General features: G+C 47.2%; 13 protein-coding genes and 1 pseudogene. 4 read left to right on the top strand and 10 right to left on the bottom strand.

The features are described from left to right. Positions 1–2: 2 nt before the first annotated feature. The 7 genes from ACFQU8_RS01920 to ACFQU8_RS01890 form a co-directional block, all read right to left on the bottom strand. The gene (locus tag ACFQU8_RS01920; protein ID WP_382357472.1) at positions 3–1,313 is read right to left on the bottom strand and encodes a Na+/H+ antiporter family protein; all 1,311 of its coding nucleotides are present in this window, start codon (positions 1,311–1,313) and stop codon (positions 3–5) included. Positions 1,314–1,488: 175 nt separating this feature from the next. Beyond that, positions 1,489–2,286: a YfkD famly protein gene (locus ACFQU8_RS01915; protein WP_382357471.1), complete on the bottom strand. Its 798-nt coding sequence runs from the start codon at positions 2,284–2,286 to the stop codon at positions 1,489–1,491. Positions 2,287–2,367: 81 nt separating this feature from the next. Further along, entirely contained in the window at positions 2,368–2,760 is a 393-nt protein-coding gene (locus ACFQU8_RS01910; RefSeq protein ID WP_382357470.1) for an OsmC family protein, read from the bottom strand. 139 nt (positions 2,761–2,899) lie between these two features. Further along, positions 2,900–3,724, bottom strand: a complete 825-nt coding sequence (locus ACFQU8_RS01905) for a YihY/virulence factor BrkB family protein (RefSeq protein WP_382357469.1) — start codon at positions 3,722–3,724, stop codon at positions 2,900–2,902. A gap of 23 nt (positions 3,725–3,747) precedes the next feature. After that, positions 3,748–4,053 carry a YtxH domain-containing protein gene (locus ACFQU8_RS01900; RefSeq protein WP_382357468.1) on the bottom strand — a complete coding sequence of 102 codons (306 nt, stop codon included), beginning with the start codon at positions 4,051–4,053 and terminating at the stop codon, positions 3,748–3,750. A 22-nt stretch (positions 4,054–4,075) separates the two neighbouring features. Beyond that, positions 4,076–4,546: a low molecular weight protein-tyrosine-phosphatase gene (locus tag ACFQU8_RS01895; RefSeq protein ID WP_382357467.1), complete on the bottom strand. Its 471-nt coding sequence runs from the start codon at positions 4,544–4,546 to the stop codon at positions 4,076–4,078. A 99-nt stretch (positions 4,547–4,645) separates the two neighbouring features. Continuing rightward, a complete protein-coding gene (locus ACFQU8_RS01890) occupies positions 4,646–5,311 on the bottom strand; it encodes an SOS response-associated peptidase (protein WP_382357466.1) in 666 nt (221 codons plus the stop codon). Between the two features lie 226 nt (positions 5,312–5,537). On the opposite strand from ACFQU8_RS01890, the gene ACFQU8_RS01885 reads away from it, so the two are divergent. Then, a complete protein-coding gene (locus tag ACFQU8_RS01885; protein WP_382357465.1) occupies positions 5,538–6,716 on the top strand; it encodes an MFS transporter in 1,179 nt (392 codons plus the stop codon). A gap of 190 nt (positions 6,717–6,906) precedes the next feature. On the opposite strand, the pseudogene ACFQU8_RS01880 reads toward ACFQU8_RS01885, so the two are convergent. After that, positions 6,907–7,293 (bottom strand): annotated as a pseudogene (locus tag ACFQU8_RS01880) (CAP domain-containing protein); the annotation flags it as partial. Positions 7,294–8,529: 1,236 nt separating this feature from the next. On the opposite strand from ACFQU8_RS01880, the gene mreBH reads away from it, so the two are divergent. The 3 genes from mreBH to ACFQU8_RS01865 all read left to right on the top strand — a co-directional run bounded on the left by mreBH (position 8,530) and on the right by ACFQU8_RS01865 (position 12,362). Next, complete coding sequence (mreBH, locus tag ACFQU8_RS01875; protein WP_382357464.1) at positions 8,530–9,537, top strand: rod-share determining protein MreBH; 1,008 nt, start codon at positions 8,530–8,532, stop codon at positions 9,535–9,537. A gap of 399 nt (positions 9,538–9,936) precedes the next feature. Further along, positions 9,937–11,088 carry a CaiB/BaiF CoA transferase family protein gene (locus ACFQU8_RS01870; protein WP_382357500.1) on the top strand — a complete coding sequence of 384 codons (1,152 nt, stop codon included), beginning with the start codon at positions 9,937–9,939 and terminating at the stop codon, positions 11,086–11,088. A gap of 71 nt (positions 11,089–11,159) precedes the next feature. Continuing rightward, positions 11,160–12,362, top strand: coding sequence for an acyl-CoA dehydrogenase family protein (locus ACFQU8_RS01865; protein ID WP_382357463.1), 1,203 nt, complete (start codon positions 11,160–11,162; stop codon positions 12,360–12,362). Between the two features lie 31 nt (positions 12,363–12,393). Here ACFQU8_RS01865 and ACFQU8_RS01860 read toward each other — a convergent pair whose 3' ends face one another. Together ACFQU8_RS01860 and ACFQU8_RS01855 are read right to left on the bottom strand one after the other, a co-directional pair. Next, positions 12,394–12,711, bottom strand: coding sequence for a DUF3870 domain-containing protein (locus tag ACFQU8_RS01860; protein ID WP_382357499.1), 318 nt, complete (start codon positions 12,709–12,711; stop codon positions 12,394–12,396). Positions 12,712–12,729: 18 nt separating this feature from the next. Further along, the gene (locus tag ACFQU8_RS01855; RefSeq protein WP_382357462.1) at positions 12,730–13,494 is read right to left on the bottom strand and encodes an IclR family transcriptional regulator; all 765 of its coding nucleotides are present in this window, start codon (positions 13,492–13,494) and stop codon (positions 12,730–12,732) included. Positions 13,495–13,520: the final 26 nt, after the last annotated feature.

Raw genomic sequence — 13,520 nt, 5'->3', positions numbered from 1 at the left:
TCTTAAAGAACGATCGCGGCCACCCAGCCAAAGACGATCAAAGGAATATTAAAGTGGATAAACGTCGGCACACATGTATCCCAGATGTGATGGTGCTTACCGTCCGCATTCAGTCCGGAAGTCGGACCAAGCGTACTGTCTGATGCTGGCGAACCCGCATCGCCGAGGGCACCAGCCGTTCCAATCAAGGACGCGGTAGCAAGCGTTGAAAAGCCTGATGCAAGACAGATCGGGACAAACAATGCTGCGATGATCGGGATCGTGGCAAATGAAGAGCCAATACCAATCGTCACAACGAGGCCAACGAGCAAGAGCACCAGCGCAATGAGCGCCTGATTGTCACCGAGAAAACCAGAGGCAGCCTCGACAAGGGCATCAACAGCACCCGTTTTCTGCAGCACTTTCCCAAAACCGGAGGAAACGAGCATGATAAAAGCAATCTGACCCATCATGGCAACACCATCAGCCATCACTTGCTCCCCTTTTCTAAACGGAACAACAACAAGTGCGAACATGAGAACAAGACCGGTCAGCGCACCCGCAATCAAATTCTGCGTGATGATCTGCACAATCAGTGCCCCTGTAATGGCAATCAGGGTCAGACCATGTTTCCGGTTAAATGTCACCTTTTCAGCTGGCGGTGCTGTGAAATTCGCTTCACTTCCACCTGCTCCTGGAACAGCAACACGGTCTTTCCGGTAGGTGACTAAAATGGCAATCAGAAGTCCGACAATCATGCCAAAGCCCGGAATCAGCATGGCTAATGCTGTCTCCCCAATTGTAATCGACACCCCGTTTTCTGCCATCCCGTCCTGAATCGTTTGATGGAAAAGCAGGCCAAAACCGGCCGGGATCATCACATACGGCGCCTTAAGGCCGAATGTCAGGGCCGCTGCCACACCGCGCCGATCCACTTTCATATCATCGAATAATTTTAATAATGGCGGTATAAGAATGGGTACAAATGCGATATGCACGGGTACCAGATTCTGTGAAAGTGACGCCACACCGGCTATAGCAAGCACCATCATCGTTTTTTTACCGGTCAGAGCCTTAATTAAATAGTTAACTAGAATCGTTGTAATGCCCGTGTAGCTGATCGCGACAGCAAAGGCTCCAAGCAAAATATAACTTAACGCTGTCTCTGCCTGACCGCCCATGCCGTTTACCATCATTTCAATGGAATCAACGACTGACAGCCCCGACATAAGACCAGCTGACAGTGCCGCAGCGATAATTGATAGGATCACATTAACTCTGAGCAGACAGAGAACTGTTAATACGAGAACCGATATAATAACAACCCACGCCATATTCGTTTCCCCTCTCTAACTAACTTCCGTTCCTAACTACTTTATCATGATAAAGCATTAAACAAATGAAGTCAATACGTGTGTTACTTGTTTATGAGCTGGGAAGTCCTGTGAAGCGTGATTGTTTTGCTTTGACATGCAAAAGGGCTGGGATTTCTCCCAGCCTCCATTCATTCTATTTAAGCTGAAAAGAAAACGAGACATGGTCCTGTACTGGCAGCCATGCGCCAATACCTTGCTTTGTAACATTCTGCACAACCAGTTTCTTTTTATTTCCTTTTAGCTGAAAATAAACTTCACCGAATGTCACTTGTCCCCGCTCGTTCACAGCTGGGGCATACGTTTTCAGTTTGGCATGTTTTTTCACCGGGACATTGTACGCGTTTGCCTTTTTGGTATTTTGTCCTACGACTGTTGTATACGCAAGCGGTAAATCCATTTTATCTTTTGCCTGCAGCAGGATCATTTTTTTGACATCTTCCGAATTGGCAATTTTAGTCGTTAAAGCGCCTTTAACTTCCTGCTTCTCCTGCTGCTCGTATTGCATCTCCTTGTCAGAGTCACCGCCTATATTGTTCAGCTCATTCGTATTGATGGATTGATATTCCCAATTGGTATTGGTTTCTTCAGACTCGTAATGCAGCGGCCATCTGCCGATATAAACCATCCCCCGATAGCCAAACGAAATCGGAGACGGATCAATCGATGTTTCGTTCAGCATTTTAATCAATTCCGGGTTCTCAATGGGTATATCCAGATCCTCCATCAACGCTTGCGTCAGGTCACTCGGCTCAACGACTTCCTGCTCCTCCGTCGCGTTCGGATAGGTATTTTCCTGGGAAATATCGAAAACGTGATCCGGCACCTCTGCAGCATCCTCACTATCGTCCTCGTTTTCTGCTGCCAGCGTACTGATCGGAAGCATTAAAACAAACATGATCAGAAAAAACACCGTGTAAACCTTTTTCGTCATGGTCCCCATTCCTTTCATTAGCTAATAACAAGATACGCCATTGTTAGCTATAGTTTTGGCGGACACATGAATATTATGCACTTAAAGGCTTAAATCGATCGTTTCCAATGATTCCTCAATGGTGATGCTATCTTCCACCGAGCGGGCCATCGAACAATTTTTCCGCGCAAGGTCCAGATTTTTTCGCAGTTTATCGACATTGAGATGCTGCCCCTTCACGACAAAATGCAGGCTGATTTTTTCGATCCGGTCCGCGACGTCAGGATTGCGCTCGACGTCTGCTGTCACCTGCAGATCTTCAAACGCGATACGCTGTTTTGATAAGATTTTGCGGAAAACCGAAGCGCTGCATCCGGCAATGGAAGCTACCATTAATTGAAACGGGCGGAAGCCATATGTTTCATCACCCGATATATCCAGCTGACCATAGTCCAGGTTAATGCGCATGCCTTCTTCTTTCATATTAAATTGCATAACTTTCATCTCCTTACATTTTTCTCATTATAGGTTTACCCATTATCTTAAATGATAACGCAAGCTGGGTGAAATATTTGGATCAGACCCTATTAAAGATCGGTATATAAAAAGGCTGCCAGAAGAGTGGCAGCCGAGGCTAGTCAGAAGCGTATTTTTCCCGCAGTACAGCGTTAATAACGCCACCGATCATAATAATAATACCGGTCAGATAAAACCATATCATCAGAACAATAACAGTACCGAGACTGCCGTATGTTGCCGCATAATTACCAATTGAATTGACATAAAAGGAAAATACCAGTGAGGAAAGCTGCCATCCAAGCGTCGCAAACAAGGCACCCCAAACGACGTTTTTAAAATGGATCCGCATGCTGGGTGCCAGAGTGTATAAGACCAGCATCACAATGAACAAAATAATGGATGATATCAACCAGCGCATCGTGTCCCACACAGCAATAAAGCCGTCTGAAAGGCCAATAAATGCGAAGATGTATTCCCCGATCATTTTGCCGAAAACCGGCAGCAGGAAAGCCACACAAATAACCAGAATCATGGCAATCGTCAATCCGATTGCAATCAGCCGCCTGAGAATAAATGAACGGTCTTCCTCTAGCTCGTAGGCTCGATTAAATCCCTTCATTATAGCATTTATCCCATTAGACGCCGCCCAGAGTGTGCCAATAACACTCAATGACAATAAAGAGCCGCTTTGATTGGACACCAGCTGATTGACATTGTCACGAATCAGTTTAAACGTTTCGGTAGGTGCATACCTCTCGATAAAATTGATAATGACCTCTGTGTCCAATGGTAAATAGCCGACTAATGATACCAAAAACAACAAAAAGGGAAATAAAGACAACAATAAAAAGTAGGCAATCTGTGCACCTGTGCCTAAAATATCATCGCCTGTGATACGCTGAAATAATGTTTGCGCAAAATTCACCGTTTTATGCCACATGGTATCATCCTCGCATGAATCGTTTACTGATGATTAATCGTCTCTTCCTCATCTTCCGAGCTGGTAAACTGATTTAGCGTGTCCTCCACTTGTTCCAGTGCATTAATGGCCCCATCAGTATTCCGGGACAGCGCCGCGTTAAAGCGTTCAAATGCAGATTTAGCAGTTCTTACAGCTTCTGATGGGCGTTTAACATAGAAGGAAGAACCATTTTTAACGTCTCCCATTTTTAGTTTTGCATAATCGCGTGATTCCCGACTCAGCAAGGAAAGCAGGCCACCTGCAATGGCACCGATTATCAACCCTGCACATAGTTTTTGTTTACCCATAACCAATCGCTCCTTTTGCTAATTATATGTTATGATGCTTCCTTATAGCACTAAGTAATTCACGACAGCCCTCTGACACTAGCGTATAAGTGTAGTCAAAACCGCCTGTGAGATAGGGATCCGGAATATCGTGTTCAGCCGCATCGGCATCGTAATCCATCAGCCGGGCCACCATGGTTTCTTCCGTATCTGCTCCCAGTCGCTCTATTCCGCTGATCGTTTGCTGATCCATTGCCACGACATAGTCAAAATCCTGCAAGTCCTGTTTCTGCAGCTGGCGGGCATGAAGACCATCAGAGGAAATACCGTGCTGGCGCAGTACGTCCTGCGTCCCTTCATGAGGAGGCATTCCAGCATGCCAGTGACCCAGACCGGCCGAATCCATTTTAATTTTATCAGAAAGCGCCTCTTTTTTCAGCAAATCCCGGAAAATTGCTTCTGCCATGGGCGAGCGGCAAATATTCCCGAGACATACAAATAATACACGTATCATCTTGTCAGCTCCTGCTCCTTTTCTGCTATGTCTCACCTATTATAAGGTGAAAACATCTTAATAGCCACTAGCCCGTAAAAAGCTGGCTGATCGTCCAGGCTAAACGAGCGGCGCAATGCACGTCTCATCATCGTTTTTGACTGAATTGACATAGCTCGCAACATCATAAGCCTGCAAGTCTTCCGGTTCAAGCGTGCTCAAAAAGCGATGCACATCTTCTGGCTTCTGCTCACCTGCTTCCAGCCATGCATTCATTTGCTCCTTTGACAAAATGATGGGCATCCGGTGATGAATCGGCTGCATAAATGCATTCGCCTCTCTTGTCAGGATGGTGCATGTGAAATGTTTCTGACCATTCTGCTCCCATTTATCCCATAGGCCGGCAAAGGCAAATAAGCGGCGGTCCTGAAGCTGTATGCGTTTCGGCTGTTTTTCCTGACTGTCACGGTTCCACTCATAAAAACTGTCCGCCGGAATCAGACAGCGTTTCCGGCTCAGAAGATGTTTGAAACTTGGCTTTTCGTGAGCCGTTTCACTGCGGGCATTAATCATTTTATAACCGATTTTTTCATCCTTTGCCCATGACGGAATCAGCCCCCAGCGCAAGTAGCCAGCCCGCTTCTTCTGGCCGTCGTGAATAATCGCCAGCACATTTTGACCGGGTGCCACGTTATAACGGGGCTGATTAAGATCAATCGGCTGATCAAGCCCGAATGTCTGCGCGATTTGCTTTTCATCAGCCAGCAATGTATAGCGTCCGCACATAACTCGGGCACCTCCTTCTGCTAAAAAATGCATTTTACGGAAGCCTGTTAAGACGATGCCAGCTGCCTATGACTTGAAATGCTTCCGGATAACACATTTATTATACCCTTGAAAAAGGTTTATGAAAAGACACAACTATTCTGCAGAACGGTTTGAGCCTCTTGTTTTTTTCTGCCATTGGGCGTACGATGAATCATTGAATTCATATATAGAAAGGCGTCAGAAGATGAATAAACGTGTCTACTTTTTAATGATTGTTTCATTTGTTGTGGGTATGGTCGAGTTAATTATCGGTGGGATTCTGGATCTGATGGCTGAAGATTTAGGCGTCAGTCTTAGTAAAGTCAGCCTTTTAATCACCATCTTTGCTCTGATTTTTGCAGTCGGCTCGCCGGTATTACTGATTATGACAGCTAAAATCGAACGTAAGCGGCTCATGCTTTTGTCACTGTGTGTATTTCTCGCGGGCAATCTGGTTACCGTGTTCAGCTGGACATACAGTGTCGTTTTCATCGGCAGAGTAATTTCAGCTTTAAGCGGTGCGCTTTTGATTATATTGTGCCTGACCATCGCTCCGTCAATTGTTCAGCCACATTACCGCGGACGGGCAATTGGAATTGTGTCCATGGGGGTCAGTGCCTCAATCGTCCTTGGTCTGCCGATCGGCCTGATTCTGGGTAATGCATTTGGCTGGCGCGCTCCGTTTGTCCTGATCACCCTGCTGACTGTCCTGTCCATGGCCGGTGTCTTTTTCCTGATGGGGCGTGTTGAGCCTAAGCCGTCCCATCCGATCGGCGAACAGCTGGCAACGTTAAAGGACCGGAAGATATTTTTTGGGCAGGCAATTACGTTCCTCTTTATGACGGGGCACATGACGCTTTATGCGTTTTTAACGCCGTTTGCCGAATCGACGCTGGGGATTGATGGCTCCTGGATCAGCATCATTTATCTCTTTTTCGGTGCAGCAGCCGTATCTGGCGGAGGAGTCGGCGGAACGCTTTCAGATAAAATTGGGCCAAAACGGACCATTATAATGACGACAGTTTCAATGATTGTTATTCTGTTTGTAATTCCCTTTACCACCTTTTCACTGCCGGTTTTTTTGGTGATGCTGCTGATTTGGGGTGTTGTCAGCTGGATGCTGGCACCTGCTACACAGAGCAATCTGATGATCCTGTCACCCGAAACATCAGACATCCAGCAAAGTCTGAATAACTCAGCTCTTCACCTCGGGATTGCGTTTGGCTCATTTATCGGCGGACTGGTTATTGATTATGCTTCGGTTGAGCACAATCCCACAATTGGTGCTGTGTTTGTCATTCTTTCCGTTGGGGCGGCATTCCTGTCCATGTACGGTCAAACACACTCAGCCCGGAAAGAAGCTGACACAAAAGCTCACTCATAAATTCCAATCTGGGAGGCGTGCCAGCCTCGCCGGAAAACGTGCGGGTACGACGAGCACAAGAAGGCTCATCAGCCGCCCGCGGAAAAGCAGCGTCTATTTCTGCGGGGGGTTGATGAGCTCTTCTGATTTTAATCTGATTGTTCAAATGTCGTTTGATAAAAGTCTTTTGTCCCGGCTTCTTCAGGTGTGATTACTTACCAATAAATTCTTGTGTCCAGTAATTGCCATCTTTGACATAGCCAACTCCGATATGTGTGAAATCAGAATTCAGGATGTTTTCCCGGTGGCCCTTACTGTCCATCCAGCCATCAACAACTTCTTTTGGCGTTTTCTGGCCTCTGGCAATATTTTCCCCAGCCGTCTGATACGAAATACCGAATTGTTTTATCATATCAAATGGTGATCCATAATTTGGGCTGTCATGTGAAAAATAGTTATTCGATGCCATATCACTGGATTTTTTGTGTGCCACGTTGCTTAAGCTCGTATCAATTTTCAGCGGCTCGAGTCCTCTTGAAGTGCGCTCCTCATTTGTCAATTCAGCCACTTGCTGTTCATATGAACTCACCTGTTGTGAGCCTTGATTCTGCTGAGACTGCTGCTCACTCGACTGTCCCGATTGCTGCTTGTTTGGCTGTTGCTCAGGAATGTCCTGCTGCTGGTCATCTGTACCCGGCTGATCGGACTGATCCTGACCGCCTGTATTTGGCTGACCGGACTGATCTTGCTGTTGATCACCAGTACCCGGCTGATCAGATTGATCCTGGTGCCACTGATCATTCGTGTCCGCTTGACCGGGATGATCCTGCTGCTGACCGTCTGCTTCCTGCTGACCTGATTGATTCTGATGCTGGTCATCCGCATTTGGCTGTTCTGACTGGTGCTGATCATCCGTATTTGGCTGTTCGGACGGATTCTGATGCTGTGCACCCGTATTTGGCTGCTCTGGCTGATTCGACTGCTGGTCGTCTATATCAGGTTTGTCAGCATTCCCCTGGTGCTGATCCCCCGTATTCTGGCCGGAGTCGTGAGCCGAATGATCAGCGTCATTATGACCATCAGGGTTATCCTGCTCCTGATGACCATCCTGATCAGTTTCACCTTGTTGACTGCTTGCATCATCATCCTCCTGACCCCAATCCCACTGAATCTGTGGAAAATAATTACCTAAGGGGTTCATCTGAGTCGCAAAAGAATTTGTCCAGTCATTTCCATTCATAGCGAAAGATACAGGATTCTGGTATAATTGATTGGTTAAATGATCAGAACTGGGCGATGCATCTGCTGTCGTCAGCGCTCCGCCAAAGACTAGTGCTGCGGTTAGTGAACCGGTGATTAACTTGTTAAACATGTCAGCTTTCCTCTCCCTTGTTTAATTTGTACATTCAGCATATCATGGTTTTTTTGTTACATTCTGTCATAATTCGACGTAATCCGATTCCATGAATTTACTATTTTGAAAAATGGGAGCGCGACAGGCGATGTATCATTCCATTCAGAAAACTTGTAAGAAATATTTTGCTTATCTGGCAACATTTACATAAACATCTGTGTTGACACCATCTCAGGCAGGATAACTTATTACAATTTACCTTTAAATGTAAATGAAATGTTACTTGATTTCTGCTAAACTATGATTTGAAATAGAGGGAGAATAGCATGTTCACGCGACGATGCATAGCCAATTGCTGACAGCTATTCAGCATCCCTGAATTCATAATAGAATATGAACCAACAGAAAATGGCATGTGGCTTGTTGGTGGAACACGAATTGCTTTTCAATCGATTATATACTTCATTGGAGGAACCTAAGATGTTTTCAACTTCAGAGATCGGAATTGATCTGGGAACAGCTAACATCCTGATCTATTCCAAATCAAAAGGCGTTGTATTGAACGAGCCATCTGTCGTGGCGATTGATCTAAATACGAAAAATGTCGTAGCTGTCGGTGCAGAGGCTAAAGAAATGGTCGGCAAGACACCGCAGAATATTGTCCCAATCCGACCGTTGAAAGATGGTGTCATCGCGGATTATGATGTGACAGCGCAAATGCTGAAAGCGTTCTTGAAAAAAGTAAGTAAAAAAATGGGCACATCCATGCGCAAGCCAACGGTTGTCGTGTGCACCCCATCCGGAAGCACTTCTGTAGAGCGCCGTGCTGTCCATAACGCTATCACCAGCTATGGCGCTAAAAATGTTCATTTAATTGAAGAGCCGGTAGCAGCTGCCATTGGTGCCGATTTGCCGGTTGACGAACCGATTGCCAATGTGAGTGTCGACATCGGCGGCGGAACAACTGAAGTCGGCATCATTTCCTTCGGCGGCGTCGTTTCCTGCCAGTCCATCCGCACTGGCGGTGATAAAATGGATGAGGAGATTTCCAATTTCATCCGTAAAAAATATAATATTCTTATCGGCGAACGCACTGCTGAAAATATCAAAATGGAAATCGGCCATGCCGATGAAGAGCACATTGAGGAATCCATGGATGTCCGGGGACGTGATATGGTCTCAGGTTTGCCCAAAACGGTCACCGTCTCATCCAAAGAAGTCCATGTCGCTTTAAAAGAATCACTTGAGCAGATACTGGAAACAATCCGTTCGACCTTAGAGAACTGCCCGCCTGAACTAAGCGGTGATATTGTTGACCATGGTATCGTGCTGACGGGCGGCGGTGCCATCTTAAATGGGCTGCGAGACTGGCTGTCAGAGGAAATTTCCGTACCTGTCCACGTTGCTCCCAGCCCACTGGAATCTGTTGCCATCGGAACAGGCCGTTCTTTGAAAATGATTACGAAACTGCAAAAAGCTGCTAAATAAACGTGACTGAATCATTTTTCCGAGGAACTGGGGCAACACTTACGTCTAAGGGAGCAAATGATAGGTGAACCCCGGAGCATAGCAGCTTGATGAGGGTCACCAGCCGCCCGCGGGAAGCATCGTCTATTTCCGGAGCGGCCTGATTGCTCTAACTTCCAGCAGGTACTTTACAAATTTTTCTGAATACGATATACTAATGTTAATCATGCAGAAGCGAGCCACGCTGGTAACGCATGGTACATGAGTCGGATACAACCTTAAAATCAAGCATAACTGCCAAATCTGTTTTCCGTTCAATGCCAGTTCTGAAACAGCAGATACAAGCCAGTTCAAACGAATGGACACCTGACTGTCCTTGTTTTGAAGTGGCTTATTTTTATGCTGGAAAGGCGTGATGAAGTGGCTGGAGCACTTGAAGGCATCAAAATTCTCGACCTGTCACGTGTGCTTGCTGGGCCTTACTGCACCATGATTCTCGGTGATCTGGGTGCTGAGGTGACTAAAGTCGAAGCACCGGGAGGCAGTGATGAAACACGCAAATGGGGACCGCCCTTTCAAAATGGCGTCAGTGCTTACTATCTCTCTGCCAATCGCAACAAAAAGAGCATCACCCTTGATCTGAAATCAGATGAAGGGCAGCAAGCGATTCTGGACCTTGTCAGAGACAGTGATGTTATCGTTAATAATTTTAAAACGGGCACGATGCAGCGTCTCGGTCTCGACTATGAAACCCTGGCTGCCATCAATCCGGGTATCATTGCCTGTTCGATTACAGGTTTTGGGGAAACAGGACCCTATCAGAATAGGGCCGGCTATGACTTTATTATCCAGGCAATGAGCGGCTTGATGAGCATTACTGGTGATCAGGAATCCGGACCTCAGAAAGTTGGTGTCGCTATAACGGATATTTTAACCGGTTTATATGCATGCATCGGGATCGAGGGAGCGCTTATTGAACGCATGAATTCAGGCAAAGGTCAAAAACTCGATCTTTCGCTGTATGATACCGCTGTGAGCGCGCTTGTGAATATCGGCAGCAATTATTTAATGGCTGGAAAAATCCCAGAGGCATTGGGCAATCAGCACGCTAATATTGTGCCCTACCAGACATTTGCCACGATGGATGGGCAAATGGTCATTGCGGTTGGCAATGATCAGCAATTCGAACGTCTGTGCACCCTTATGAACAAGCCTGAATACGCGGCAGACGCCCGTTTCCAGACCAATCCGGATCGTGTCAGCAACCGTGCTGCGCTAATCCCGCTGCTGCAGGCAATATTCCAAACGCGCTCAACCGCTTACTGGCAGGAGGCATGTGAGGCAAATAATATCCCGTGCGGCCCCATTCAAACGGTGGACGAGGTGGCCAGTGACCCGCAGCTGAATGCGCGGGAAATGTTTGTAACAGAACATCATCCAACAGCCGGCGATATCCGGATGGTTGGCAGTCCGCTGAAACTATCACGGACACCGGTCCAGATCAGGTATCACCCGCCCGATGCGGGTGAGCACACATCTGAGATTTTAAAACGATCAGGGTTTCCGGAATGACCTTTGACTGTCTAAAATCGGACAGCCATCATGACAATTTAACGATCACTTTTGACTGAGGAGATGAACATATGGATTTTAACGTTTCCGAAGAACAGGAAATGCTGCAGCGTACCGTCAGAAATTTTGTCGATAATGAGATCCTCCCACATATGGCTGAATGGGACCGGCAGGGACAATTCGATCCGGCTATGATGCAGCGGCTTGCCAGTCTCGGTCTGATGGGTGTCTGCATCCCTGAACAATACGGCGGGAGCGGCATGGACTATAATTCCCTGGCGATCGTCTGTGAAGAACTGGAACGGGGCGATACAGCATTTCGGACGGCTGTCTCGGTGCACACTGGCCTGAACAGCATGACACTCCTGCAATGGGGGACTGAACAGCAAAAGATGGCCTATCTCGTCCCCCAGGCAAAAGGTGACAAAATCGGGGCATACGGCCTCACAGAACCCGGTGCTGGTTCCGATGTTACCGCTATCCAGACGACAGCAACGAAAGAAGGCGATTATTACATTCTGAATGGCTCCAAGTCCTGGATCTCCCTCTGTGATACGGCCGATCATTTTTTGGTAATCGCTTATACCGACAAAGCCAAACTCCATAAAGGGATGTCCGCCTTTATCGTTGAACGCAGCCGGGATGGATTTGCCTCCAAAGCAACCGAAGGCAAATTAGGTATTCGCTCCGGCAATACCGGCGAAATTTTTCTCGATCAGGTCAAGGTTCCAAAAGCCAATCTGCTCGGTGACGAGGGTGAAGGATTTAAAATTGCCATGTCAGCGCTCGATAATGGCCGGTTCACTGTTGCCGCAGGTGCTGTCGGCCAAATTCGCGCCTGCCTGGAGGCCAGCACCAGCTATGCCAGTGAGCGTGAAACCTTTGGCAAGCCAATTGCCGATCATCAGCTCATCCAGCAAATGATTGCGAATATGAAAGCCGGTCTGGAAATGAGCCGTTTACTTGTTTTCCGCGCCGGTGAATTGAAAAATGCCGGCAAACGCAATACAGAAGAAACATCGATGGCCAAATGGCAGGCGTGTAACTTCGCAGCCAGGGCGGCTGATGATGCCATACAAGTTCACGGTGCCTACGGTTACTCGGATGCGTATCCGGTTGAACGGTATTGGCGCAATTCCAAAGCACCTGTGATCTACGAAGGCACACGTGAAATCCATACGATTATGCAAGCGGAATATGCCCTCGGCTACCGCCAGGATAAACCGCTGAATAAGATGCTGCCAGCCTGGGACGGAAATCCGGCCAACATCTGATTGTGGTTTGCATCGTGCTTGTATGGGCTCTTTAAACCTGCTTTTCCCTGTAATGCTCATACTGCCGGTACAGATCGTGCAATGCTGAGACGAGAGCATTGCCAGCCTTGCCCAAATAATGCGTTTTCAGCAGATCGGCAGGTGAGCTGATTCCGTCCTGCAGACTATGCCCTTTTAATAACTGATGAACAAACTGCCGCCCGTGTTCGGTCGCCAGCGTACAACTGGCCATTACAATAACACCATAACGTTTGTCAATTTCCGCCGTAATCGTTAATGTTTCATAAACGCTTTTTGCAGCCATGCCTGAGGGCAATCTGGCATGGCCTGCAATAAATACCGTATTCATCAATAGATTCGCCTCCTGTTAGAAATCCGGCCTGCGATAACCGAGTTTTCGGGAAATCGTCTCCGCCGTCTCCCGCGTCTTCTGCTGCAGCTTTGTTAAGTTATCCCCTGTAAAATAACGGGACAAGCCACTTACCGCTAAAGCCGCTATGACATCATCACTATAATCACAGATCGGATACGTTATCCCTGTCGTATCGGCATCCTGCTCCCCAATACTAGAGGCATAACCTGTTTCATAGATCTCAGCCAGCTCCTGCAGCAAGTGCTCGTAACTGGCCACCCTGTGCTCACCTTCCGCATAAGCCTTGTCCAAAATCACTTCCTGCTGATAGCGGGACATGTGTGCAAGCAGCATTTTCGGACCTGATCCCAAATATAAAGGTGACCTTTTACCGATACGCGTATTCAGCTGCAACGCCCGGAAACTATCAACCTTCTCAATATAAGCAGCCTCATCCTGGCTGTGAATAACCAAATGGACAACTTCATTCACTTCTGCTGCCAGCTGCTGCATATAGGGTAAAGCAGCCGTTCGGACTTCCAGCTGGTCGGTAACAATCTGACCGAGCTCCAATAGTTTAAGGCCGAGCTGATACGTGCTGTCGTGTTCCGTTACCTTAACTTTGGACAGAAAGCCACCTGCCTCCAGAGCAGATAATAACCGGTAAGCAGTCGGCTTGGGGATGCCTGCTTGCTGAGCAATTTCCTTAAGCGTTAATGACGGTGTATCACCTGTGAAATAATTTAGCAAACCGAGTGCTTTAAGAACGCTCTGATTCATGTCAAAACTCCTTGTGACCGCCTTAT

Source organism: Lentibacillus kimchii (assembly GCF_042666895.1).
In the GTDB taxonomy this organism is placed as follows: Bacteria; Bacillota; Bacilli; order Bacillales; family Amphibacillaceae; genus Lentibacillus; species Lentibacillus kimchii.
The sequence above is the reverse complement of the archived record's forward strand: the minus strand, read 5'-3'. Positions and strand labels throughout refer to the sequence as shown.